Raw genomic sequence first — 23,339 nt, 5'->3', positions numbered from 1 at the left:
CGATGGCCCAGACAAAAAACGAGCGTCGGGTCGCCCCGACCGAGGCCCGCGCCAAGCTGGTCAACGTGCGCATCAGCCCGCAAAAGCTGAACCTGGTCGCCGCTTCGATCCGCGGCATGCCGGTCCAGAAGGCGCTGAACGAGCTGGAATTCAGCCGTAAGCGCATCGCCGGCGACGTCCGCAAGGTCCTGTATTCGGCGATCTCGAACGCCGAGAACAACCACAACCTCGACATCGACAATCTGGTCGTCGCCGAGGCCTTCGTGGGCAAGAACCTGGTGATGAAGCGTTTCGCGAGCCGTGCTCGCGGTCGTTCGTCGCGCATCCTGAAACCGTTCAGCGAGATCACCATCGTGGTCCGTGAAGCCGGCGAGGCCGCCTGATGGGACAGAAAATCAATCCGGTCGGTCTGCGCCTCGGCGTGAACCGCACGTGGGACAGCCGCTGGTTCGCCGCCGGCGCCGACTATTCCCGCCTGCTGCACCAGGACCTGAAGCTGCGCGAGTGGCTGCGGGAACGCCTGGCCGCCGCCGGCGTGTCGCGCATCATCATCGAGCGCCCGCACAAGAAGTGCCGCATCACCATCTACGCCGCCCGTCCGGGCGTCGTGATCGGCAAGAAGGGCGCTGACATCGAGAAGCTCCGCAAGGATATCTCGGCGCGCACCGAGGGTGAAGTTCACCTGAACATCATCGAAGTCCGCAAGCCGGAAACCGATGCGCAGCTGATCGCCGAGAACATCGCGCAGCAGCTGGAGCGCCGCGTGGCCTTCCGTCGCGCCATGAAGCGTTCGATGCAGTCGGCCATGCGTCTGGGCGCCAAGGGCATTCGTATGAATGTCTCGGGTCGTCTGGGCGGCGCGGAAATCGCACGTATGGAATGGTACCGCGAAGGTCGCGTGCCGCTTCACACGCTGCGCGCCGACATCGACTATGGCTTCTACGAAGCCAAGACGACCTACGGCATCATCGGCGTGAAGGTCTGGGTCTTTAAGGGTGAAGTGCTGGAGCACGATCCCATGGCGCAGGACAAGCGTTGGGCCCAGGAAGCGTCGGGTCCTTCCTCGAACGAAGGCCGCGAACGCGGCGGCCCCCGTGGCGACCGCGGTCCGCGTCGCGACCGGGGACGTGAGAACTAAGTCATGTTGCAACCGAAGAAGACCAAATACCGCAAGGCCTTCAAGGGCCGGATCCATGGCTCGGCCAAGGGCGGTTTCTCGCTGAACTTCGGGTCGTATGGCCTGAAGACGCTGGAGCCGGAACGCATCACCGCGCGTCAGATCGAAGCGGCTCGCCGCGCGATCACTCGTCAGATGAAGCGTCAGGGCCGCGTCTGGATCCGCGTCTTCCCCGACCTGCCTGTCACGGGCAAGCCAGCCGAAGTCCGGATGGGTAAGGGCAAGGGCGCCGTGGACCACTGGGCCGCGCGTTGCCACCCTGGCCGCATCCTGTTTGAAATCGACGGCGTGCCGGACGATGTCGCCCGCGAAGCACTCCGTCTCGGCGCCGCCAAGCTGCCGGTCCGCACCAAGGTCGTGACCCGTATCGACGCCGGCGTCGCGCATGTGGAGGCTGCCGCCTAATGACCAAGATCGCCGATCTGCGGTCGCAAACGACCGACCAACTGTCCGACGAGCTGCTGAAGCTCAAGAAGGAACAGTTCAACCTGCGCTTCCAGGCGGCCACCGGCCAAATGGAAAAGACTCACCGCGTCGGTGAAGTCCGCAAAGACATCGCTCGCATCTCGACGCTTCTGCGCGAGAAGCGTGCGGCCTCGTAAGGAAACGAATATGCCCAAGCGAATTCTTGAAGGCGTGGTCGTGTCCGACAAGGGCGAGAAGACTGTCGTTGTGAAGGTGGAGCGCACCCTGCTTCACCCGCTTCTGAAGAAGACCGTCCGGTCGTCCAAGAAGTACCACGCGCACGACGAAGCCAACGCGCTCAAGGTCGGCGACATCGCTCGCATCGTCGAGTGCGCCCCCAAGTCCAAACTGAAGCGCTGGGAAGTTCTTTCCAACGCCTCCGCCTCGTAATCAGAAGGATCTGATCTTATGATCCAGATGCAAACTAACCTGGAAGTGGCCGATAATTCGGGCGCCCGCCGGGTCATGTGCATCAAGGTGTTGGGCGGCTCCAAGCGCCGCTACGCCTCGATCGGCGACACAATCGTCGCCTCCGTGAAGGAAGCCATTCCGCGCGGCCGTGTGAAGAAGGGCGACGTCGTTCGCGCCATCGTCGTGCGCACCGCCAAGGACATCCAACGCAAGGACGGCTCGGTCATCCGCTTTGACAAGTCGGCCGCCGTCATCGTCAACAAGCAGAACGAGCCTGTCGGCACGCGGATCTTCGGCCCGGTTCCTCGCGAACTGCGCGCCAAGAACCACATGAAGATCATCTCGCTGGCTCCGGAGGTCCTGTAACATGGCCGCCAAGATCAAGAAGGGCGACCGCGTCGTCGTCCTCACCGGCAAGGACAAGGGCCGCACGGGAAACGTGCTGAAGGTCCTGCCCACCGAAAACCGCGTCCTCGTCGAAGGCGTCAACATGGTTCAGCGCCACACGCGCCCGAGCCAGGCTGACCCGCAGGGCGGCATCAAGAACAAGGAAGCCTCGCTTCACCTGTCGAACGTCGCGATCGCCGACGCCAACGGCAAGGCGACCCGCGTCGGCTTCAAGATCGATGGGGACAAGAAGGTCCGCATCGCCAAGACGACGGGAGACGTCATCTGATGGCTACCGAGAAGTACACCCCGCGCCTCAAGGACGAGTATCACGCTCGCATCCGCCAGGTGATGAAGGAAAAGTTCGGCTACACGAACGAAATGCAGGTGCCCAAGCTGGACAAGATCGTCCTGAACATGGGCATCGGCGAAGCCGTCGCGGACTCCAAGAAGGCGAACACCGCCCTCAAGGATCTGACCGCCATCGCCGGTCAGAAGGCCGTCGCCACCAAGGCCCGTAACTCCATCGCCGGCTTCAAGCTGCGCGAAGGCATGGTTATCGGCGGCAAGGTCACCCTGCGCGGCGACCAGATGTACGAGTTCCTGGACCGGTTCATCACGATCGCGCTGCCGCGCGTGAAAGATTTCCGTGGTCTGAAGGGCACGTCCTTCGATGGTCGCGGCAACTACGCCACGGGTCTGAAGGAGCACATCGTGTTCCCGGAGATCAACTACGACCAGATCGATCAGATGTGGGGCATGGACATTGTCGTCTGCACCACGGCCAAGACCGATGAGGAAGCCAAGGCTCTCCTCACCGAGTTCAAGTTCCCGTTCGTGAAGAACTGAGCGGGAAGGGAAGAGCACAATGGCTAAGAAAAGCGCCGTAAACCGCAACGAAGCCGTAAAGGCCCTGGTTGCGAAGTATGCCGCGAAGCGGGCCGCCCTGAAGGCGACCGCCAACGACGAAAACCTGCCGCTGGAGGAGCGCTTCGAGGCGCGCCTGCAACTGGCCGCCCTGCCGCGCAACTCCGCGCCGAGCCGCATTCGCAACCGCTGCGAAGTGACGGGTCGTCCGCGGGCGTTCTACCGCAAGCTCAAGATGAGCCGGATTGCGCTGCGTGAACTGGGCAACCTGGGCCAGATTCCCGGCCTGACGAAGTCGAGCTGGTAAGGGGAGCGAACAGACATGATGATCAACGATCCCCTGAGCGACATGATCGCTCGCATCAAGAACGCGGCGACCCGCAAGCGTTCCAAGGTGCTGACCCCGGCCTCGCGTCTGCGCCAGCGCGTCCTCGACGTGCTGCAGGACGAAGGCTACATCCGCGGCTACAACCTGGTTCAGAACCCGGGTGAGTTTCCGCAGTTCGAGATCGAGCTGAAGTACTTCGACGGTCAGCCCGTCATCGCCGAGATCGCGCGCGTGTCCAAGCCGGGCCGCCGCGTCTATTCGGCGATCGGCGATCTGAAGCCCGTCAAGAACGGCCTCGGCATCTCGATCCTCTCGACTTCGAAGGGCGTCATGTCTGACGCTTCCGCCCGCGACGCTAACGTCGGCGGCGAAGTCCTCTGCAGGGTCTACTGATATGTCCCGTATTGGCAAGAAAACCATCGCCGTGCCGAAGGGCGTGACTGTCACGCTCGACGGCCAGAACGTCACCGTCAAGGGACCCAAGGGCGAGAGCGCCTGGACCGTCGCCGACGAGATCGAAGTTAAGCAGGAAGGCGACGAACTGTCGCTGACGCCGCGTTCGGACACGCCTCGCGCTCGCGCGATGTGGGGTCTGTCGCGCACCCTGGTCGACAACATGGTCGTCGGCGTCACCACGGGCTTTGAAAAGTCGCTGGAGCTGGTCGGCGTGGGTTACCGCGCCGCGATGAAGGGCGACGCCCTTTCGCTGCAACTCGGCTTCTCGCACGAAGTCGATATCGCTCCGCCGGCCGGCGTCAGCTTCGCTGTGCCGAAGCAGACCGAGATCAAGATCTCGGGCGCTGACAAGCAAGCCGTCGGTCAGATCGCCTCGGTCATCCGCAAGCTGCGTCCGCCGGAGCCCTATAAGGGCAAGGGCGTCCGTTACGCGGGCGAGAAGGTCCGTCGCAAGGAAGGCAAGAAGAAGTAAGTCATGGCTCTTTCTCTTCGACAACAAGCCAAGCGTCGCTCGGAGCGCACGCGTCGCCGCCTGAAGGCTGTCGCCAACGGTCGTCTGCGTCTGTCGGTCTACCGTTCGGACAAGAACATCTCGGCCCAGATCATCGACGACGCCCAGGGCGTGACGGTCGTGGCTGCCTCGTCGCTGGAAGGCGGCAAGGGCAAGCGCGGTTCGGACACGGCTGCGGCCGCCGCGATCGGCAAGCTGATCGCCGAACGCGCCATCGAGAAGGGCGTCAAGGACGTCGTCTTCGACCGTGGCGAGTACATCTATCATGGACGGGTGAAGGCGCTGGCGGAAGCCGCGCGTGAAGCCGGCCTGAACTTCTAAGGGACGCGACAGATGGCGCAACAACCCCAACGCGGCGGCGGCGGCAACGATCGCAACCGTCGTGACAACCGCAACGGTCCCGCTGCTGATGGTCCGGATTCCGACATCGTCGAGAAGCTGGTGCACATCAACCGCGTCGCCGCCACCGTCAAAGGCGGCCGTCGCTTCAGCTTTGCAGCCCTGATGGTCGTCGGCGACGGCAAGGGTCGCGTCGGCTTCGGTCACGGCAAGGCGCGAGAAGTGCCGGAAGCCATCCGCAAGGCGACTGAAGAAGCCAAGAAGACGATGATCCGCGTTCCGCTGCGCGAGAACCGCACCCTGCACCACGACGGCAACGGCCGTTGGGGCGCCGGCAAGATCATGATGCGCGCCGCCCCTCCCGGGACCGGCGTCATCGCGGGCGGTCCGATGCGCGCCGTGCTCGAAACCCTCGGCGTCCAGGACGTCGTGGGCAAGTCGACCGGTTCGTCGAACCCCTACAACATGATCCGCGCGACGTTCGAAGCGCTGAAGGTCCAGTCCTCGCCCCGTCAAGTCGCGTCCAAGCGCGGCAAGAAGGTCGCGGATCTGATGGGCCGCCGCAACGACGGCGCCTCGGCGCCCGAAGCCGTGGAGTCCTAAGTCATGGCTGAGAAGAAAACCGTCACCGTCAAGCAGACCGGTTCGCCGATCCGCCGCAAGAACGACCAGCGCGCCACCCTGGTGGGCCTGGGTCTGAACCGCCTGGGTCGTGAATCCACTCTGGAAGACACGCCTTCGGTTCGCGGGATGATCGCCAAGGTCGCCCACCTGACCGAGATCGTCGAAAAGTAAGCCGTTTCGCCCTCTCCCGCACCCGGGGGAGGGCGTTTCTGCACTTGCGAATACCCAGAGGGTCGCCTATCAGCGGCCCTTCATTTTTTCCAAGCCGAGTCCGGATGATGTCCGGGCGCTAGCACCCGAAAGGATCAGGCACATGAAACTGAACGAAATCCGCGACAACGAAGGCGCCCACAAGAAGCGCATGCGCGTCGGCCGTGGCCCCGGTTCGGGCAAAGGCAAGACCGCTGGTCGTGGTGTCAAGGGTCAGAAGTCGCGTTCGGGCGTCGCCATCGGCGGCTTCGAAGGCGGCCAAATGCCCCTGTACATGCGTATGCCCAAGCGCGGGTTCAACAACGCCAATGCTCTGAAGCTGGCTGAAGTGAACCTGTGGCGCCTCCAGGACGCCGTGGACGCCGGCAAGCTGGACGCCAAGTCCGAACTGAAGGGCGACGCCCTAGTCGCCGCCGGCGTGATCCGTCGCGTCAAGGATGGCGTGCGTCTGCTGGGCACCGGTGAGCTGAAGCAAGCGCTGAATCTGGTCGTCTGGTCGGCCACCGCCGGCGCCAAGAAGGCCATCGAAGCCGCTGGCGGCTCGGTCGTCGAGCAACGCATCGAAGCGGAAGCCAAGGCCGCCGCGCGCGTCGAGAAGCGCAACGCCGCCAAGGGCAAGGCTCCGGCCGCCAAGGCGCCGCGCGGCGACGAGAACAAGATCTCGGCCCGCACCAAGCGCACCGCCGCCAAAGCCTAAGTCACGCGTCGTCGCGGCGATTAGGTCGTGACCTGATTACATCTGCGACGACGAAAGAACGGAAGCGGCCCTCGCATGAGGGCCGCTTTCCGCCTATCTGACGACTCAATCAGTCGTGGGGACGCATAATGGCTTCGGCCGCAGAACAACTCGCCGCCAATATGAACATGGGCTCGTTCGCGAAAGCGACCGAGCTGCATAAACGCCTGCTGTTCACGCTGGGCGCGCTTCTGGTCTATCGCATCGGCACCTATGTGCCGATCCCGGGCATCAACTCGCAGGCCTTCCTGCAGTTCTTCCAGAACCCGGACGGTCAGCGCGGCATCCTGGACATGTTCAACATGTTCTCGGGCGGCGCGGTCGAGCGTATGGCCATCTTCGCGCTGAACGTGATGCCCTACATCTCGGCCTCGATCATCGTGCAGCTGATGGGCACGGTGTATCCGCCCTGGGAGAAGCTGAAGAAGGAAGGCGGCGAAAGCGGCCGCAAGCAGCTGAACCAATACACCCGTTATCTGACGGTGTTCCTGGCGTTGGCGCAGTCCTTCGGCATCGCGGCGGGCTTGAACAGCACGGCCGGCCTGGTCGACAACCCCGGCATCTTCTTCATCATCTCGACAGTCGTGACCCTGACCGGCGGCACCATGTTCCTGATGTGGCTGGGCGAGCAGGTGACGGCGCGCGGCGTCGGCAACGGCATCTCGCTGATCATCTTCGCCGGCATCGTGGCGGTCTTGCCGTCCACCATCGCCCGCCTGCTGGGCCTGGCCCAGCAGGGCCAGATGTCGGCCTTCGCCCTGCTGTTCATCGCCATCCTGGCCGTGGCCACCGTGGTCTTCATCGTCTTCATGGAGCGCGCCCAGCGCCGTCTTCTGATCCAGTATCCGAAGCGCCAGGAAGGCAACCGCATGGCTGGCGGCGAGCGTTCGTTCCTGCCGCTGAAGGTCAACACCGCCGGCGTGATCCCGCCGATCTTCGCCTCTTCGCTGCTGATGCTGCCGACGACGGTTGCGACCATGACGGCCAACGCCGACCTGCCCAGCTGGATGAGCTGGCTGCCGCTGGTGACGGCGCAGCTGACGCACGGCCAGCCGCTGTTCATGGCGCTGTATGCCGCCCTGATCGTCTTCTTCTGCTTCTTCTACACCTCGATCACCTTCAATCCCGAGGACACAGCCGAGAACCTGCGCAAATATGGCGGCTTCCTGCCGGGCATCCGTCCGGGCAAGCGCACGGCGGAATATCTGGACTATGTCCTGACCCGCCTGACCGTGATCGGCGCCGCCTACATCACTGCGGTCTGCCTGCTGCCCGAGTTTATCGTCAGCCAGTTCGGCAACAGCCTGTACTTTGGCGGAACGTCTATCTTGATCGTCGTCTCGGTCACCATGGACACTGTGGCCCAGATCCAGTCCCAACTGCTGGCGCACCAGTACGAAGGCCTGATCAAGAAGGCCAAGCTGCGTGGTCGTGGCGGTCGCGGCGCTCCCACGCCGGTTCGCCGCTAAGTCTTAGGTTGTCAGACGCCCAGGGGAGGGCTGAAGCATGAACTTGATCCTGTTCGGACCGCCGGCGGCGGGCAAGGGCACCCAGGCCAAGCGGCTGGTGGAAGAGAAGGGCATGGTCCAGCTCTCCACCGGCGACATGCTTCGCGCCGCGATCGCCTCGGGGTCGGAGCTGGGACTGAAGGTCAAGGATGTGCTGGCGCGCGGCGATCTGGTCACCGACGAGATCGTCATCGCTCTGATCGAGGATCGCCTGACGGAGGCCGAGGCCGCCGGCGGCGCCATCTTCGACGGCTTCCCCCGCACCGTGGCCCAGGCCGAGGCGCTGGACGAGATGCTGGCCAAGCGCGGTGTTCAGATCGACGCCGTCGTCCGCCTGAAGGTTGACGACGCCGCCCTGACCGAACGGATCGCCAAGCGCTTCGCCGAACAGGGCCGTCCGGACGACAATCCGGAATCGTTTAAGGTCCGGCTCGAGGCCTACAACCGCAACACCGCGCCTCTGCTTCCCTACTACGAAGCCCAGGGCAAGTTGACCGAGGCCGACGGCATGGGCTCGATCGAATCCGTCGCCAAGGCGATCGACGAGGCCTTGGCCTGATTTGCGTTTTCGGGCGTTGATCGCCTGATGACTGAGTTGGATGATCCCAAGCCCCAGAAGACCCGCCTGCGTCGCTGGCGCATGGCGGGCATATTCGTCGCCGTTGCGGTCGCCGAGATCGGCCTGTTCCTGTTTCTGGGGCAGGTGAGGGGACCGTCCCCGACGCCTGTGTTAGAGCCGCCGCCGTTCGAGGTCGTGCTCTACGATCCGCCGCCGCTCATTTCCAACGAACCACCGGCGCCCGAGACCGGCGGCGGCGCGCCCGCTGCGCCATCCGTCATTCACACGCCGCCGCCTCCGCCCAAGGAACGCCCGCGCGAAGTTCCGGCGCCGCCCGTCAAGGCGCCGGAACCCGCCCCCGTCGTCGGGGTCGCGCCGGCGCCGTCGCCGCAACCCGGCTTTGGCCAGGGCGGGCAGGGGACAGGCAGCGGATCCGGCGTCGGCTCTGGATCCGGCCCCGGTAGCGGCTCGACCGGACCGCGTCTGGTCAACGGGCCCACCATCGGCCAGATTCGCGCCAACCACCCGCCCGGCGCCCGCAGCCGTTACGGTCGTGTCGAACTGTCCTGCGTCATTCGTTTGGACAGCCGGCTGGACGGTTGCCGCGTCGTTCAAGAGACGCCCCCCGGTCTGGGCTTCGGCGCGGCCGGCTTGCAGGTGTCCGGCTATTTCCGCTTCCAGCCGCCGACCGAAGACGGTCGACCGGTCGAGGGCCAGCGGGTCACCGTCGGCGTCGATTTCGGCCGCCCGCCGAACAGAGGTTGACGGCCGCAACTGTGGATTTCATGTTGGTGACCTGGAGGGAAGGTCATGTTCGTCACGCCGTCTGTGTTCCAAGCTCGGCGCAGCCGGCGGATGGCGATCGTCCTGGTGACGGCAGTGCACATTGCCGCTTTGTGGTTGTTGGCGCTGACGAGGACTGAAGTCAGCATCCCGGTCGCGCCTCCCATCTTTGACGTCGTTCTGTCGCCGCGTGTCGATCTCGGCAGCCAGCCAGAAGTTGCCAAGACGGGCGGCGCTGCGGCGGCGCCGTCTCGCACGCACAAGCCGCCAATCCCGCGCAAAGTTGAGCAAGAGCTGGAACAGCCTCGTATCCAAGCCGACGAGCGACCGCATGTGATCGGTTTGGCCGATATTGAAAGCGAGCAGCCGGGGCTGGGTCAGGGCGGAACCGGTAATGGCAGAGGCGCAGGTGACGGTGACGGCGGCGGAGGCCGCACCGCTCCAATCTTGATCCAAGGCCCCGCCAACGCTGCGATATCGGAGGCTGTATCGCGAGCATCGCTTTACGACTCGACCGGGGCTCATGTGGTGCTACGCTGCCAGCTAAGGCTGACGGAGAGATTAGAGCGGTGCCGCGTCGTGGGGGAGCACCCCCGTCCATCCGGCTATCGACGTGAGGCGTTAGCGCGGGCGCGCGAGTTCCGGATCAAGCCTCCCACGAGCAGAGGGCGCGCCTTGGATCGACAAGCAATGACGATCGCCTTGGCTTTCCCCGCGCCGCCAAAGGACGCCGATAAGCCCTCTGGTTGACGCCCGGTGAATCATCTGTATAAGGGCGCCTTCCCGCGAAGGGCGCCACGCTCCTGGTTTGTTAACCGGAGCGTTTGTTGCGTCTGACTAACGCGTATCTGGAGAATTTCGTGGCCCGTATTGCTGGCGTCAACATCCCGACCAACAAGCGCGTAGAGATCGCGCTTCAGTATATCCATGGCATCGGCCCGGCCGCCGCCAAGGACATCACCGAGAAGGTGGGCATCGAGCCCGCCCGCCGGGTGAACCAGCTGACGGACGCCGAAGTCCTGTCGATCCGCGAAACGATCGACAAGGATCACACCGTCGAGGGCGACCTGCGCCGCGAGACGTCGATGAACATCAAGCGTCTGATGGATCTGGCCTGCTACCGCGGCCTGCGTCACCGCAAGGGCCTGCCGGTCCGCGGTCAGCGCACCCACACGAACGCCCGCACCCGCAAGGGTCCCGCCAAGCCGATCGCCGGCAAGAAGAAGTAAGACAGACACATGGCCAAGGAACCGGGTCGCGTAAAGAAGCGCGAGCGCAAGAACATCACCTCGGGCGTCGCCCACGTGAATGCTTCGTTCAACAACACCATGATCACGATCACCGATGCCCAGGGCAACGCGATCTCGTGGTCGTCGGCGGGTCACATGGGCTTCAAGGGTTCGCGTAAGTCGACCCCTTACGCCGCTCAGATGGCTGCGGAAGACGCCGGCAAGAAGGCCCAGGAACACGGCGTGAAGACGCTGGAAGTGAACGTCTCGGGTCCGGGTTCCGGCCGTGAATCGGCCCTGCGCGCGCTGCAGTCGGTCGGTCTGACGATCACGACGATCCGCGACGTCACCCCGATGCCGCACAACGGTTGCCGTCCGCCCAAGCGTCGTCGCGTCTAAGCGACACCGCCCAAAGCACCCCCATCTCCGTCCGCTCCATCATGGCCTCGTCGACAAGGCCGGAGCAGGCGAAACCCGTTCGAGGGACAAAATGATCGAAAGAAACTGGCAAGAGCTGATCCGTCCCGAGAAGCCTCAGATCGAGACCGGTTCCGATGCCCAGCGCAAGGCGCGCCTGGTCGCCGAACCCCTCGAGCGTGGCTTCGGCGTGACGCTCGGCAACGCGCTTCGTCGCGTTCTGCTGTCTTCGCTGCAAGGCGCGGCCGTCACGGCCATCCAGATCGACGGCGTCGTCCATGAGTTCTCGTCGCTGGAAGGCGTGCGCGAAGACGTGGTCGATATCGTCCTGAACATTAAGCAACTGGCGCTGCGCATGCATGCCGAAGGCCCCAAGCGCATGACGCTACGCGCCACGGGTCCTGGCCCGGTGACGGCCGGCCAGATCGACGTGCCGGCGGACATCGAGGTTCTGAACCCCGACCACGTCATCTGCACGCTGGACGACGGCGCATCGGTGCGCATGGAACTGACCGTCCAGAACGGCAAGGGCTATGTCGCCGCCGAGCTGAACCGTCCGGAAGACGCGCCGATCGGCTTGATCGCCGTCGACGCCCTGTATTCGCCGGTCAAGAAGGTGGCTTACCGCGTCGAGCCGACCCGTCAGGGTCAGTCGCTGGACTACGACAAGCTGCTGCTGGAAGTCGAAACCAACGGCGCGGTGACGCCTGTGGACGCCGTGGCCTACGCCGCGCGCATCCTGCAGGATCAGCTCCAGATCTTCATCACCTTCGAAGAGCCCAAGAAGGCTGTCGAGCAGTCGGACGGCAAGCCCGACCTGCCCTTCAACCCGGCGCTGCTGAAGAAGGTGGACGAGCTGGAACTGTCGGTTCGTTCGGCCAACTGCCTGAAGAATGACAACATCGTCTACATCGGCGACCTGATCCAGAAGACCGAGGGCGAAATGCTTCGCACCCCGAACTTCGGCCGCAAGTCGTTGAACGAGATCAAGGAAGTTCTCACGACGATGGGCCTCAGCCTCGGCATGGACGTGCCGAACTGGCCGCCCGAAAACATCGAAGATCTGGCCAAGAAGTTCGACGACCAGATCTAAGTTCAACCCTCCGCCCGTCTCCTTCGGGAGAATGTCGGGGCGGTTAGAAGATTACGGGTCCAGGTCCCTGTTGGGATACCGGTTCCGGAGTAGGAGAGACCCAGATGCGCCACGGCGCCGCCCATCGTAAACTCGGTCGCACGACCAGCCACCGCACCGCCATGTTCGCCAACATGGCCGCCTCGCTGATCAAGCACGAGCAGATCACCACGACCCTGCCCAAGGCGAAGGAACTGCGTCCCTTCGTCGAGAAGCTGGTCACCCTCGCCAAGAAGGGCGACCTGCACGCGCGTCGTCAGGCCATCAGTCAGGTTCGCGACGTGCCGCAAGTCGGCAAGCTGTTCGAAACGCTGGGCCCGCGCTACAGCGAGCGTAACGGCGGCTATATCCGCATCATGAAGGCCGGCTTCCGCCACGGCGACAACGCCCCGATGGCCGTCATTGAGTTCGTCGATCGCGACGTCGAAGCCAAGGGCAAGGACTCCGGTCCGGTCCTGGCCTTCGAAGGCAACGACGAAGACTAAGATTTGGTCGTTTGACCAAACGCCGGAAGGGCGGTCGGAGCGATCCGACCGCCCTTTTGCTTTGCGTGCAAACCAGTCATGACGGTTGAATGACCGTCGCCATCGTCGATTTCCGTCCCGATCACGCCGCCGCCTGGGCGCAGTTGAACACTGCCTGGCTGATCGAGGGCGGCTTCGCCATCGAAGCGAAGGATCGGCTGGCGATCGATGATCCGCAGGGCGTGTTCCTGGACATGGGCGGGCGCATCTTCATCGCGCAGAGGGATGGGGAGGCCGTGGGCTGCTGCGCCATGGTCCCGATCGATGACGGGGTGGAGGTCTGCAAGATGACGGTCACGCCCGCCGCGCGCGGCCTGGGGCTGGCGCGACGCCTGCTGGAGGCCTGTGAAGCGGCGGCGCGGCAAGCGGGCTCTGACCTTCTCTATCTGGAAACGAACAGCGCCCTGAAGCCCGCGATCGCCTTGTATGAAAGCGCCGGTTTCTTTCACCTGCCGCCACGTCCCACGCCCTATGTGCGCGCGGACGTCTTCATGGAGAAACGGCTTTAGCCGCCCAGGATGCGGCGGTGAACGCCTTCCGCGACTGGCTGGTTGCGGAAGGCGCGCGTAGTCCGTCGCCGCCTATTCCTTCGACAGGTCCTGGCGGTTGAACCAGGCGACGGCGGCGGCGAAGGGAACGCCGATCCACAGGGCCAGGCTGAGGACGCCTTTCAGCACGGCATGATCAGGCAGTTGCGCCGCCGAAGCGCCGCCCGCGATGGCGGCCTTCAGCAGGTCGGTGGCCATGCCGGGCGACAGCAGAGGCAGAAGCCAGCCGTCCGGCGCCACGCCCATCGGCAGCAGCAGTTGCGGCAGGAAGAACTGGGCCACGCCGATCACCAGCGGCGCGAACAGGGCCGCCAGCAGCGAGCGCGTCACCACGGCGGCCAGGAGGCCGAGCATGGTGAACTGCAGGATGCGCGCCCAGGAGGTCAGGGTCAGCAGGCCGAAGTCCGCCGCCGCTGCGCCGGTCATCGAGAAGGTGAGGGGGCGGCCGAACACCGCCGCCTGGATCACACTGGCGATCACGTCGGAGATCAGGGCGGCGAAAGTCGCCAGCACGATCACCAGACCCACGACCGCGACCTTGCCGGTCAGCAGGTTCGGCCGGGTGTTGCGCGCGCTGATCAGGCGCCAGGTCTCCCAGCGATAGTCGCCGGCGTAGATGGTCGCCGCGCCGATCAGGACGAACATCAGGATCGCGGGATTGGCGAAGTCGCCCGCGCTCTTGACCAGGGTCATCCCCAGATCGAGCGGGCCGCCCTTCATCATGTCCGGCGGCAGCTTGCCCGCCAGTTTGGCCTCATTGGCCTTGGCGACCACGAAGCCCAGGGTGGCCAGGATCACGCCCATGATCGGGATGAACAGCACGCTCCAGAACAGGGCGGTGAGGTTCTTGGACAGGCGGTAGGTTTCGGAACGGATCGCGTCAGCCAGCACGGTTTTGCTCCTGCACGCCGGTCCAGCCGGTTTCGCTCATGAAGACGTCTTCCAGGTCCGCGCCGATCCAGCGCGCCTCTTCGATATCGACGCCGCCCTCGATCAGAGCCTTGATGGCGGCGGCGGCTTCGCTACGCGGCACGGCGGCCACCACCGCGTCGCCCTCAAGCGTCGCGCGGTCGCCCAGAACGGACATGGCCTTGGCCAGAGGCGTGACCGACAGGCGCAAACGCTCGCCCGAGGCGGTCAGGTCGGAGACCCGGCCCTCGGTGATGACCTTGCCCTTGTTGAAGATGGCGACGCGGTCGCAGACGCGCTGGACCTCCTGAAGCTGGTGGCTGGCCAGGATGACGGTGACGCCGTCGTGGTCGGCCAGGCTGCGGATCAGGGCGCGCATCTCCTGGATGCCGGGCGGATCCATGCCGCTGGTCGGTTCATCCAGAATGACCAGGTCCGGCTTGGTCATCAGGGCGGCGGCGACACCCAGGCGTTGCAGCATGCCGACCGAAAAGCCCTTCACGCGGCGATTGGCGGCCTCGGTCAGGCCGACGCGTTGCAGCCAATTGTCGATCTCGGCCGACGACACGCCGCCATGGGCGCGGGCCAGCCATTCCAGCACCTGGCGGGCCGTCATGAAGGGCGGAAAGCGCGGCGTCTCGATCATCGAGCCCATGCGACGCATCGAGGCCGGATCGCCGATCCGACCGCCCATCACCACAGCCTCGCCCTCGGTCGGCCGAATCAGACCCAGCAGGGTGCGAAACAGCGTCGATTTGCCCGCCCCATTGGGACCCAGAATGCCGTAGACCCCGCCGCGCGGGATCGACAAGGTCAGGCCGTCCAAGGCCTTTACCGTCCCGTAGGTCTTGGTCAGGCCGCGAATGTCGATGACGGTTTCCATACGCCAAGCTTGGCGAGTGAACGCCGGTCGCACAAGCCGTCGCGTGGCTGTCGTCCATTAAGTTTAGGCAATGGTTCAGTGTCGCCTTGGAGTAAGTTCATGTCTCGTTTCGTCGCCGCCAGCCTGGCCGTGGCCGCCGCCTTCGCCGTCGCGTCGTGCGCCGGGGCCCCGCAATCCGCCCGTACATCGCCGGTTGTCGAGCAGGCCGCGCAGACGACCCGTCCCGATCTGGTCATCCTGGTGTCGATCGACGGCTTCTCGCCGGATTATCTGGGCAAGGGGCAGACGCCTGTGCTGGATGGACTGATCGCCGGCGGCGCGTTCGGACCGATGCGGCCGTCGTTCCCCAGCGTGACCTTCCCCAATCACTATACGCTGGTCACGGGGCTGCACCCGGACCACCACGGCGTGGTCGGCAACCGGTTCACCGACGCGCAACTGGGCGCCTTCACCATGTCCAGCAAGGAAAGCGGCTTCTGGGACCAGGGCGAGCCGATCTGGGTCACGGCCGAAAAGGCGGGCGTGCGCACCGGCACCATGTTCTGGCCGGGATCGGAGGTCGAGATCCACGGCGTGCGGCCCAGCCAGTGGGCGCCGTTCGACCAGGGAATGCCGGGCGATGCGCGCGTGGATCGTCTGCTGTCGTGGCTGGACCTGCCGGTGGATCAGCGACCGAAGCTGGAGACGCTGTACTTCGACATCGTCGACACCGCCGGTCATCGCAACGGCCCCGATGCGCCCGAAACACGCGCCGCCGCCGCGTCGGTCGACGCCTCGATGGGACGGTTGATCGAGGGGCTGAAGGCGAGGGGGCTTTATGATCGCACGATGCTGGTTGTGGTCTCGGATCACGGCATGGCCGCGACTTCGCCGGACCGGGTCGTATGGATCGACGACATCATCGATCCGGCGGCGCTGAAGATCGGCTATGGCGGGGCGGTCCTGACCGCCGATCCGGCGCCGGGTCGCGAGGCCGAGGTACAGGCCAAGCTGGTCGGGCGCCATCCCCATATGGAATGCTGGAACAAGGCCGACGTGCCGGCGCGGCTGGTCTATGGATCCAACCCGCGCGTGGCGCAGTTCGTTTGTCTGGTCGAAACCGGCTGGCTGACGGCGACGCGGGATCGGCCGGTGACGCGCGCGGGCGGCGCCCACGGTTATGATAACCAGGCGCCGGAGATGGCGGCGATCTTCATCGCCCATGGGCCGGGCGTGGTCGCCGGGCGTCGTCTGATCGATCTGGACAGTGTCGACGTGCAGCCCTTCCTGGCGCGGATGCTCGGGATCACGGCGCCGGCCGGCGACGGGCGGGCGCAAGACACCTTGTCCGTCACCATGCCCTGACCGGGTGATTGGCGAGCCGACGATTTGGGCGCACACTGGTCGCCAGAGGCGGGAGGCGAAGATGCGCAAGAGTCTGTGGGTCGCGACGGTTTCAGTCGCCTGTCTGATTGCGCCCGTGGCGGTCGCTGACGCCACTGCGACGGCGGCGACCCTGGCCCTGATCACCAATCCGCAGGTCTGCGGCCGGGTCGGGGCCGTCGGCGATGTCCAGCCGACACGCGACATGGTCATGGCTCCGGGCTTCGGCGACGAGGGTTTCGCGGTCGATACGAAGAACCCCGAGGCCCAGGCCTGGTTCGACCACGGGGTGCGGTTGCGCTGGGCGTTCGAGCATTCGGAATCGGTGCGGGCGTTCAGGAAGGCGAGGCAGTTGGACCCGTCGTGCGGCATGTGCGCCTGGGGCGAGGCCTGGGCAATCGGGCCGAACCTGAATGGCGGCGGCGGCGATCCCGAATCGATCGCTACCGGCCTGCGCGTTGCACGCGATGCACGGCGTCTGGCCCGCGACGCCACGCCGATGCAGCGCCAGATGATCGACGCCCTGATCCAGCGCTATTCCGGCAAGGAGAAGACCCGCGCCCTGCGTTACGCCCGCGCCATGGACCGGATCGCCAAACGTCATGCCGACGATGTATCGGTCGCCTCGATCACCGCCGACGCGTGGATGCTCCAGCCCGAGGGCGAATGGTGGGACAAGGACGGCAAGGCGACCGATCCGGCTGTCACCCGCGCCATGGCGATCCTGGAGCACGCCTTGACGATCAAGCCGAACGATCCGGGCGCCATTCACCTGTACATTCATCTGACCGAATGGTCGGACGATCCACATCGGGCGCTGGCCTATGGCGAGCGGCTGGCCCTGCTGGCGCCGGGCGCCAGCCATCTGGTGCATATGCCGTCGCACACCTTCTATCGGGTCGGGCGCTACAAGGACGCGATGATGTCCAACGTCAACGCCGTGGCGCTGGACAAGAGTTACGACCAGCTGGTCGGACCGCCCGGCGGCATTCGCGGCATGCGGCTGCATGCCCACAACATCCATTTCGGCATGGGCGGCGCCCTGATGGCGGGCGGGGCCGAGCGGGGGCTGGAACTGGCCGACTGGTATATGGCGACCTATCCGCAGCTGGCGGGACCGCCCGAGGCCGGAGAGGACGGGTATGTCGTCTATCGCCAGGTGATGGCGGCCGACGCCTATGCGCTTTACGGCCGGTTCGGATCGGACGCCCAGGTCGCAGCCCTGGCCGAGCCGGACGTAGGCCGTCCGCTGATGCGGGTCGGCTGGCGCTATGCGCGGGGTGAGGTGGCGGCGCGGCGCGGCGATGCGGCGGCGGTTCGGATCGAGGCCCAGGCCATCGCCGCCCTGCTGGCGGACCAGGCGTTCAAGGGCCCGATGGCGGATCGTCAGACCGGTTTCGCCGAACTGTTCCAGAAGGTGCTGGAAGGCCGTGCGGCCATGATTGATCAGGACTATCCCGCCGCCATCGCCGCCTATGGCCGGGCGGCGGCGATCCAGGCCATGGCGCCCGAGGGCGGCGATCCGCCCATGATCTGGTATCCGACGCGCCGCAGCCTGGCCGCCGCCCTGCTGGCGTCCGGCGATGCGGCGGGGGCCAAGGTCAAGATCGGCGAACTGCTGAAGGATTGGCCGAACGATCCCTACAGCTACTACGTCCTCTACCGCGCCGAACAGGCGCTGGGCGACGAGACGGCGGCCAATGACGCCCTGCGCCATGCCGGCGTCGAATGGATCGGCGGACAGATGACGCTGGGTGAGGCTTAATATCTTTCCTTCTCCCGTTGGGAGAAGGTGGCCCGGAGGGCCGGATGAGGGTCGGCCGGTGGGCCAGTTCGCACACCCGACCCTCACCCTTTCGCGCCAGAACGACGGCTATCGCCGCCGTGCGCTCAGGCCCTCTCCCAATGGGAGAGGGATGCCTATTTCTTCGCCGCTTCGATCAGTTTGCCGATTTCGGCGGGGTCGATGCCGGGGCTGGCCTTGCCGTTGACGAAGAAGGTCGGCGTGCCGCGCAGACGCAGGGCGGCTGCCGTGGTGTGGATGTCGGCGATGTGGCGGGTGGTTTCGGGCGCGGCGATGGCGGCCTTGGCGCGGGCCATGTCCACGCCATGCGCCGCCAGGATGGCGTCGATCGCTTCGATCGACAGCGCCCGCTCGGTCATCAGCGCGTCATATACCTCCAGATACTTGCCCTGCTGGTGCGCGGCCAAGGCGGCGCGGGCGGCGTATTGCGAGGTGATGTCGTCGCCGCGGTCCAGGATGGGCCAGTCCTTGAAGACGAAGCGGACCTCCGGATGGGCGGCCATCACGGCGCGATAGTCGTGGGCCACGGCCTTGCAGCCGGGGCAGCGGAAGTCGAAGAATTCGATCACCGTGACCTTGGCGTTCGCCGGACCGAAGGCCGGATCGCGGGCGTCGGGCGCCAGGAGGCCGGCGTTGGCGGCGGCGGCCTGGTTCGTCTCCTCGACGGCGGCCTCTGCGTCCTTGGTCTGGAGCGCCATCTGCGCCTCCTGCAAGACCTCGGGATGCTCCAGCAGATAGGCGCGCACGTTCGATCCGCCGGTCAGATAGGGCGCCGCTGAAAAGCCCAGCGCGATGACTGACAGGCCCAGGGCCAGATAGCCGGCGCGGCCGCCGCTGAGCCATCCCGGCTTGGCGGTCTTGGGTTCGGGCGCAGGCGTGGGTGCGTCGTCGGTCATTCAGGCTCGCAGTCGGCAGTGAGGGATCAGTTGAGGGTGGCGGGCCGGCGCGCGGCGTCGCGGCGGTCCAGGTCGTTCAGATCGTCAGGCGTGGCGCCCGAGGCCAGGACGATATCGACGGCGCGGCGCCATTCGATCGAGCCGGGATTCAGCATGGAGCGGGCGCGCAGGGCGAACTGGGTGGCCTGCTTCTCATCCCCGCCGGCGAAATAGTATTCCGCCGAGGCCAGTCGCGCCTCGCCCTCCTTGCCCTGGGAGGCATAGGCCTGGGCCAGAAGGCGCCATGCCATGGTGTTGTCCTTCTCGGCGACGACGGCGTGTTTCAGCTGGTCTATGGCCTCGTCCAGCTTGGCCTTGTCGTTGGTCTCGATCAGGGCATGGGCCAGGTTGACGCGCAGGAGGGGGGCGTCGGGCTTCAGGCGGACCGCCTCGCGGTGGGCGGCGACGGCCTCGGACGGGCGGCCTTCCTCGAACAGGATCTGGCCCTTCAGTTCCTGGAAATAGGGGTTGTTCATGTCGCCGGCGATCAGCGCGTCCACCGCCGTCAGCGCCTTGTCCGTCTGGCCGTCGCGATACCAGGCGATGGCCCGCGCATAGCGGCCGGGCAGGGAGGTGTCGGTCGATGGATAGTCGCGCAGGGTGGCGTTCGGCGCATCCATGAAGGCGTGAATCTTGGCCAGAATCAGCGCGTGCTGCGCCATACGTTCGGGGCTGTCGCGATGGTCGTAGTGCGGCTGTTCCTGCACGTAGCGGCGCAGGCTCTCGATTCGGTTCGACGACAGGGGGTGGCTGCGGAAATAGGGATAGCGGCGGGCGTCGGAGAAGACCTCCTGCGAGCGGAAGTTCTCGAAGAAGGACACCAGTCCGGCGCCCGATTCGCCGGCGGCCTCCAGCGCCCGCGCCCCCGAGATGTCGGCCTCGCCTTCCTGGCTCTGCATATAATGCAGCGCGCCAAGAGCGCCGAAATACTGGCTGGAGCCCAGCAGGGCCACGCCTGCGTCCGGCGCGCCGGCGGCGATCGCCAGGGCGCCCAGCGCCATCGTCATGAACATCGGCTGTTTGCCGGCGTTCTCGGCCCCGTCTCGCAGGGTGTGCCGGTTCTTGATGTGGCCCGCCTCGTGCGCCATCACGCCCAGCAGCTCGCCAGGCGTCTTGGTGCGCAGGATCAGGCCGGTGTTGACGCCCATGATCCGCCCACGGGTCGCAAAGGCGTTCAGGTCGTTGTCGTTGACCAGCAGGACTTCGATGTCGTTCGGGTTCAGCCCCATGGCCACGAAGACCGGGTCGGCCCATTCGCGCACGATGCCCTCGACCTCGGTGTCGCGGATCAGGCTTTGCGCGGAGGCCTGGCCGGCGACGGAAACAGCCATCAAGGCCGTCGCCGCCGCCGCCAGAACGCGGGATGCAGATCGGGGAAGCCATCTCATGGCTATACTCCAACAACGACCGGCCCCCGCCTGTATCCAGACAGTCTAATCGTGACCGATCAGCGGCGCCACCACCCGCGCTTGGGCTTTTCGGGCGGTGCGACGATCTGGTTCGGGTCTTCGGCGATGATGGCCTGAACGTCGATCTCCGGCGTGGGAGCCACGAACGGCTCGGCCAGCACGGCCTCGGTCACCGGAACCGCCGTCGGGGCGGCGACCGGGGCGACCTCGGCCGGTTCGGCGGCCAGCGCCTCGTGCGGGGTCACGTCCAACTCGACCGGCGCGCCTTGGACCGTGGCCTCGTTCGGCTCGATGGCGGTGTCGGGATGCGGTTCGGTCGCGATCTCGACGTTGGCGCTAGCCGACTTGCGGCGCACGCGACGACGCTGAGGCTCAGGCGCGATGGCAGGGGCAGCCATTTCGACGGCCTCGGTCGGCTCGACCATGACGGCCATCGGCGTCTCGGGCGAGCCGTCGGGCGGCATGCCTTCGTTGGTGGCGCGGTTCTCGACCTTGATCTCGTGGCTGACGGGACCGTCGCCACGACCGCGACCCCGACGACGGCGACGGCGCGAACGGCCGCCTTCCTCGACGGAGCCTTCACCGGCCCCATTAATGGCGACCACATCCAGGCCTTCGACCTCGGACTGAGCGGCAACGGGGCGTTCAGACCGCTCATGGCGCTCGCCGCGTTCCGGGCGACCTTCCGAGCGGCCGGGGTTCAGCGGGTCGAACCAGACATAGGGGTCGTCCAGCGACGGCGTGCGGCCACGAACCCAGGTGTAGACGTCGCGCTCGCCATCCTCGCGGACGCGGCGACCGCCGCGGCGACCACGGCGACGGCGGCGGCCGTTTTCGTCTTCCTCATCGTCCGAGGCGTCGTCGGCGTTGACCGTATCGACGGCCTCGACGTCGGAGGTTTCCTCGTCGCGACGACCGCCGCGACGGCGACGGTTGCGCCCACGACCCCGATCGCGACCGCCTTCGTGACGCTCCGAGCGTTCGCGCGGTTCGTCGTCGTCGCTGTCTTCGCGATCCAAGGATTCGACCGTGTCGTCATCGTCGTCGGCGATGATCTCCTCGTCGTCGTCCTCATCCTCGTCTTCGTACAGCGAGGCGTCGAAGTCGTCGTCGAGGTTGGGCATCTCGATCTCGGGCGCGACGAAGTCCTCGTTGGTCTCGGTGCGCTCGATCGTGTGTTCGCCTTGACCCAGGCTGTCGTCGATCTGGACGATGACGTTCAGGCCGCGACGTTCCAGCAGCGACTGCAGATAGGCGCGCTTGTGGTTCAGGATATACAGGCCGACGGCGGTGCAGACCTTCAGCACCACGACGCCCGCGCCGTTCTTGCCGGCCTCGATGTCGACCGCGCGCAGGGTCATCAGGGCGGCGGATTCGGCCGAGCGGATGCGGCCGGTGCCCTGGCAGTGGGGGCAGGCTTCGGTCGCGCCCTCGATCACGCCCAGGCGGCGACGCTGGCGGCTGATCTCCATCAGGCCGAAGGGCGAGATGCGGCCCATCTGGATGCGAGCGCGGTCGGAGGACAGGGCCTCCTTCAGCACGCGCTCGACGGCGCGGTTGTTCTTGCCTTCATCCATGTCGATGAAGTCGATGACGACCAGGCCGGCGAGGTCGCGCAGGCGCAGCTGGCGCGCGGCTTCCTCGGCCGCTTCCATATTGGTCTTGAACGCTGTCTGCTCGACGTTGCGTTCCTTGGTGGCGCGGCCCGAGTTGACGTCGATGGCCACCAATGCCTCGGTCTGGTTGATGACCAGATAGCCGCCGGATTTCAGCGGCACGACCGGCTGGTGGATCTGCGTCAGCAGCTCTTCGATGCCGTTGGCCGCGAACAGGGGACGCGAGCCGCGATACAGGTGAACCTTCTTGGCCTGGGCCGGCATCAGCACGCGCATGAAGTCGCGCGCTTCCTTGAAGCCCTCGACGCCCTCGACCTGAATGCCGTCGAAGTCCTTGTCGAACATGTCGCGCACGGCGCGGCGGACCAGGTTCTCTTCCTCGTAGATCACCGAGGGGGCGTGAGAGGCGAGGGTGGTCTCGCGGATCGTCTCCCACAGGCGCAGCAGATATTGATAGTCGCGCTTGATCTCGGCCTTGGTGCGCTTGGCGCCCGCCGTGCGGATGATCAGACCCATGCCCTTGGGCACTTCCAGGGCCGAGACGGCGCTCTTCAGGCGACGACGGTCCGAGGTGTTGGTGATCTTGCGCGAAATGCCGCCGCCCTTGCCGGTGTTGGGCATCAGGACGCAGTAGCGGCCGGCCAGCGACAGCCAGGTGGTCAGGGCCGCGCCCTTGGCGCCGCGCTCGTCCTTGACGACCTGAACCAGCAGGATCTGGCGGCGCTTGATGACGTCCTGGATCTTGTAGCGACGCATCAGGCGGCGCTTCAGACGCTCCTCGTCGGCCAGGGCCGATTCGGGATCGACGTCGTCGCCGGTCGATTCGCGGTCGAGATCGTCCTCGTCCTCGTCGTCGTGCGCCTCGGCCATGATAGCTTCGCGGTCAGCGACGGGGATCTGGTAGTAGTCGGGGTGGATTTCGTTGAAGGCCAGGAAGCCGTGGCGATTGCCGCCGTATTCGACGAAGGCGGCCTGCAGGCTGGGCTCTACGCGCGTGACTTTGGCGAGGTAGATGTTGCCGCGAAGCTGGCGCTTCGCACGGGATTCGAAATCGAATTCCTCAATCTGGCGTCCGTCCACGATGGCGACCCGGGTTTCCTCCGGGTGGGCCGCGTCGATCAGCATTGTCTTTGACATGGAGTATCTCTCTCTGGCGCGCACTGGCCGACCGGCCCGGAACACCGGGTCGGATCATGGCGGCTCGCCGAAT

Annotated in this window: 31 protein-coding genes; 26 read left to right on the top strand and 5 right to left on the bottom strand. The window is 65.8% G+C overall.

The window, feature by feature from the left end:
• Nucleotides 1-2: 2 nt before the first annotated feature.
• From rplV to KAK88_RS11515, 24 genes are all read left to right on the top strand, one after another.
• Entirely contained in the window at nucleotides 3-383 is a 381-nt protein-coding gene (gene rplV, locus KAK88_RS11630) for a 50S ribosomal protein L22 (RefSeq protein ID WP_017506054.1), read from the top strand.
• Entirely contained in the window at nucleotides 383-1,138 is a 756-nt protein-coding gene (gene rpsC / locus KAK88_RS11625; protein WP_017506053.1) for a 30S ribosomal protein S3, read from the top strand. Before rplV ends, rpsC begins: the two co-directional genes overlap by 1 nt.
• Nucleotides 1,139-1,141: 3 nt before the next feature.
• Entirely contained in the window at nucleotides 1,142-1,582 is a 441-nt protein-coding gene (gene rplP / locus KAK88_RS11620; protein WP_017506052.1) for a 50S ribosomal protein L16, read from the top strand.
• Nucleotides 1,582-1,779, top strand: a complete 198-nt coding sequence (gene rpmC, locus KAK88_RS11615) for a 50S ribosomal protein L29 (protein ID WP_008263673.1) — start codon at nucleotides 1,582-1,584, stop codon at nucleotides 1,777-1,779. The genes rplP and rpmC overlap by 1 nt, the downstream gene beginning before the upstream one ends.
• A 10-nt stretch (nucleotides 1,780-1,789) precedes the next feature.
• Entirely contained in the window at nucleotides 1,790-2,032 is a 243-nt protein-coding gene (rpsQ, locus tag KAK88_RS11610; RefSeq protein ID WP_017506051.1) for a 30S ribosomal protein S17, read from the top strand.
• A gap of 18 nt (nucleotides 2,033-2,050) precedes the next feature.
• Entirely contained in the window at nucleotides 2,051-2,419 is a 369-nt protein-coding gene (gene rplN / locus KAK88_RS11605) for a 50S ribosomal protein L14 (RefSeq protein ID WP_003164378.1), read from the top strand.
• Between the two features lies 1 nt (nucleotide 2,420).
• Nucleotides 2,421-2,729 carry a 50S ribosomal protein L24 gene (gene rplX, locus KAK88_RS11600; RefSeq protein ID WP_039248554.1) on the top strand — a complete coding sequence of 103 codons (309 nt, stop codon included), beginning with the start codon at nucleotides 2,421-2,423 and terminating at the stop codon, nucleotides 2,727-2,729.
• On the top strand, nucleotides 2,729-3,289 hold the full coding sequence (gene rplE, locus KAK88_RS11595) for a 50S ribosomal protein L5 (RefSeq protein WP_017506049.1): 561 nt from the start codon (nucleotides 2,729-2,731) through the stop codon (nucleotides 3,287-3,289). The genes rplX and rplE overlap by 1 nt, the downstream gene beginning before the upstream one ends.
• Before the next feature lie 19 nt (nucleotides 3,290-3,308).
• Nucleotides 3,309-3,614, top strand: coding sequence for a 30S ribosomal protein S14 (gene rpsN / locus KAK88_RS11590; RefSeq protein WP_017506048.1), 306 nt, complete (start codon nucleotides 3,309-3,311; stop codon nucleotides 3,612-3,614).
• A 15-nt stretch (nucleotides 3,615-3,629) separates the two neighbouring features.
• Complete coding sequence (rpsH, locus tag KAK88_RS11585; RefSeq protein WP_008262310.1) at nucleotides 3,630-4,028, top strand: 30S ribosomal protein S8; 399 nt, start codon at nucleotides 3,630-3,632, stop codon at nucleotides 4,026-4,028.
• Between the two features lies 1 nt (nucleotide 4,029).
• On the top strand, nucleotides 4,030-4,563 hold the full coding sequence (gene rplF / locus KAK88_RS11580) for a 50S ribosomal protein L6 (protein WP_055753394.1): 534 nt from the start codon (nucleotides 4,030-4,032) through the stop codon (nucleotides 4,561-4,563).
• A 3-nt stretch (nucleotides 4,564-4,566) separates the two neighbouring features.
• A complete protein-coding gene (gene rplR, locus KAK88_RS11575; protein ID WP_008259637.1) occupies nucleotides 4,567-4,923 on the top strand; it encodes a 50S ribosomal protein L18 in 357 nt (118 codons plus the stop codon).
• A 12-nt stretch (nucleotides 4,924-4,935) separates the two neighbouring features.
• Nucleotides 4,936-5,544 carry a 30S ribosomal protein S5 gene (gene rpsE, locus KAK88_RS11570; RefSeq protein ID WP_055753395.1) on the top strand — a complete coding sequence of 203 codons (609 nt, stop codon included), beginning with the start codon at nucleotides 4,936-4,938 and terminating at the stop codon, nucleotides 5,542-5,544.
• Nucleotides 5,545-5,547: 3 nt separating this feature from the next.
• Nucleotides 5,548-5,736 carry a 50S ribosomal protein L30 gene (gene rpmD / locus KAK88_RS11565; protein ID WP_184277823.1) on the top strand — a complete coding sequence of 63 codons (189 nt, stop codon included), beginning with the start codon at nucleotides 5,548-5,550 and terminating at the stop codon, nucleotides 5,734-5,736.
• Between the two features lie 142 nt (nucleotides 5,737-5,878).
• On the top strand, nucleotides 5,879-6,472 hold the full coding sequence (gene rplO / locus KAK88_RS11560; protein ID WP_017506044.1) for a 50S ribosomal protein L15: 594 nt from the start codon (nucleotides 5,879-5,881) through the stop codon (nucleotides 6,470-6,472).
• A 128-nt stretch (nucleotides 6,473-6,600) separates the two neighbouring features.
• Nucleotides 6,601-7,980 carry a preprotein translocase subunit SecY gene (gene secY / locus KAK88_RS11555; RefSeq protein ID WP_017506043.1) on the top strand — a complete coding sequence of 460 codons (1,380 nt, stop codon included), beginning with the start codon at nucleotides 6,601-6,603 and terminating at the stop codon, nucleotides 7,978-7,980.
• Nucleotides 7,981-8,017: 37 nt separating this feature from the next.
• On the top strand, nucleotides 8,018-8,578 hold the full coding sequence (locus KAK88_RS11550; protein ID WP_017506042.1) for an adenylate kinase: 561 nt from the start codon (nucleotides 8,018-8,020) through the stop codon (nucleotides 8,576-8,578).
• A 27-nt stretch (nucleotides 8,579-8,605) separates the two neighbouring features.
• Nucleotides 8,606-9,343, top strand: coding sequence for an energy transducer TonB (locus tag KAK88_RS11545; protein WP_242076751.1), 738 nt, complete (start codon nucleotides 8,606-8,608; stop codon nucleotides 9,341-9,343).
• Nucleotides 9,344-9,388: 45 nt separating this feature from the next.
• Nucleotides 9,389-10,111 (top strand): hypothetical protein, encoded by a 723-nt coding sequence (locus KAK88_RS11540; protein ID WP_242076750.1) that lies wholly within the window; start codon nucleotides 9,389-9,391, stop codon nucleotides 10,109-10,111.
• Nucleotides 10,112-10,221: 110 nt separating this feature from the next.
• Nucleotides 10,222-10,590, top strand: a complete 369-nt coding sequence (gene rpsM, locus KAK88_RS11535; RefSeq protein WP_026108555.1) for a 30S ribosomal protein S13 — start codon at nucleotides 10,222-10,224, stop codon at nucleotides 10,588-10,590.
• Nucleotides 10,591-10,599: 9 nt separating this feature from the next.
• Nucleotides 10,600-10,989, top strand: coding sequence for a 30S ribosomal protein S11 (gene rpsK, locus KAK88_RS11530; protein WP_013268944.1), 390 nt, complete (start codon nucleotides 10,600-10,602; stop codon nucleotides 10,987-10,989).
• 91 nt (nucleotides 10,990-11,080) lie between these two features.
• Nucleotides 11,081-12,100, top strand: coding sequence for a DNA-directed RNA polymerase subunit alpha (locus KAK88_RS11525; RefSeq protein WP_039248576.1), 1,020 nt, complete (start codon nucleotides 11,081-11,083; stop codon nucleotides 12,098-12,100).
• A gap of 104 nt (nucleotides 12,101-12,204) precedes the next feature.
• The gene (gene rplQ / locus KAK88_RS11520; RefSeq protein ID WP_017506039.1) at nucleotides 12,205-12,624 is read left to right on the top strand and encodes a 50S ribosomal protein L17; all 420 of its coding nucleotides are present in this window, start codon (nucleotides 12,205-12,207) and stop codon (nucleotides 12,622-12,624) included.
• Nucleotides 12,625-12,713: 89 nt separating this feature from the next.
• On the top strand, nucleotides 12,714-13,172 hold the full coding sequence (locus KAK88_RS11515; protein ID WP_242076749.1) for a GNAT family N-acetyltransferase: 459 nt from the start codon (nucleotides 12,714-12,716) through the stop codon (nucleotides 13,170-13,172).
• 72 nt (nucleotides 13,173-13,244) lie between these two features.
• On the opposite strand, the gene KAK88_RS11510 is transcribed toward KAK88_RS11515, so the two are convergent.
• Both KAK88_RS11510 and KAK88_RS11505 read right to left on the bottom strand, forming a co-directional pair.
• On the bottom strand, nucleotides 13,245-14,102 hold the full coding sequence (locus KAK88_RS11510; protein WP_242076748.1) for an ABC transporter permease: 858 nt from the start codon (nucleotides 14,100-14,102) through the stop codon (nucleotides 13,245-13,247).
• Nucleotides 14,092-15,003 carry an ABC transporter ATP-binding protein gene (locus KAK88_RS11505; protein ID WP_242076747.1) on the bottom strand — a complete coding sequence of 304 codons (912 nt, stop codon included), beginning with the start codon at nucleotides 15,001-15,003 and terminating at the stop codon, nucleotides 14,092-14,094. The genes KAK88_RS11510 and KAK88_RS11505 overlap by 11 nt, the downstream gene beginning before the upstream one ends.
• Before the next feature lie 99 nt (nucleotides 15,004-15,102).
• On the opposite strand from KAK88_RS11505, the gene KAK88_RS11500 reads away from it, so the two are divergent.
• Together KAK88_RS11500 and KAK88_RS11495 are read left to right on the top strand one after the other, a co-directional pair.
• Nucleotides 15,103-16,347 (top strand): ectonucleotide pyrophosphatase/phosphodiesterase, encoded by a 1,245-nt coding sequence (locus KAK88_RS11500; RefSeq protein ID WP_242076746.1) that lies wholly within the window; start codon nucleotides 15,103-15,105, stop codon nucleotides 16,345-16,347.
• Nucleotides 16,348-16,408: 61 nt separating this feature from the next.
• The gene (locus KAK88_RS11495) at nucleotides 16,409-18,130 is read left to right on the top strand and encodes a hypothetical protein (RefSeq protein ID WP_242076745.1); all 1,722 of its coding nucleotides are present in this window, start codon (nucleotides 16,409-16,411) and stop codon (nucleotides 18,128-18,130) included.
• 155 nt (nucleotides 18,131-18,285) lie between these two features.
• On the opposite strand, the gene KAK88_RS11490 is transcribed toward KAK88_RS11495, so the two are convergent.
• The 3 genes from KAK88_RS11490 to KAK88_RS11480 are packed head-to-tail and all read right to left on the bottom strand — an operon-like array spanning nucleotide 18,286 to nucleotide 23,266.
• Complete coding sequence (locus KAK88_RS11490) at nucleotides 18,286-19,065, bottom strand: thioredoxin domain-containing protein (protein WP_242076744.1); 780 nt, start codon at nucleotides 19,063-19,065, stop codon at nucleotides 18,286-18,288.
• 26 nt (nucleotides 19,066-19,091) lie between these two features.
• Nucleotides 19,092-20,492 carry a M48 family metalloprotease gene (locus KAK88_RS11485; protein ID WP_242076743.1) on the bottom strand — a complete coding sequence of 467 codons (1,401 nt, stop codon included), beginning with the start codon at nucleotides 20,490-20,492 and terminating at the stop codon, nucleotides 19,092-19,094.
• Nucleotides 20,493-20,551: 59 nt separating this feature from the next.
• Nucleotides 20,552-23,266 (bottom strand): Rne/Rng family ribonuclease, encoded by a 2,715-nt coding sequence (locus KAK88_RS11480; protein WP_242076742.1) that lies wholly within the window; start codon nucleotides 23,264-23,266, stop codon nucleotides 20,552-20,554.
• Nucleotides 23,267-23,339: the final 73 nt, after the last annotated feature.

The organism is Brevundimonas diminuta (assembly GCF_022654015.1).
GTDB classification, from domain to species: domain Bacteria; phylum Pseudomonadota; class Alphaproteobacteria; order Caulobacterales; family Caulobacteraceae; genus Brevundimonas; species Brevundimonas diminuta_C.
The sequence above is the reverse complement of the archived record's forward strand: the minus strand, read 5'-3'. Positions and strand labels throughout refer to the sequence as shown.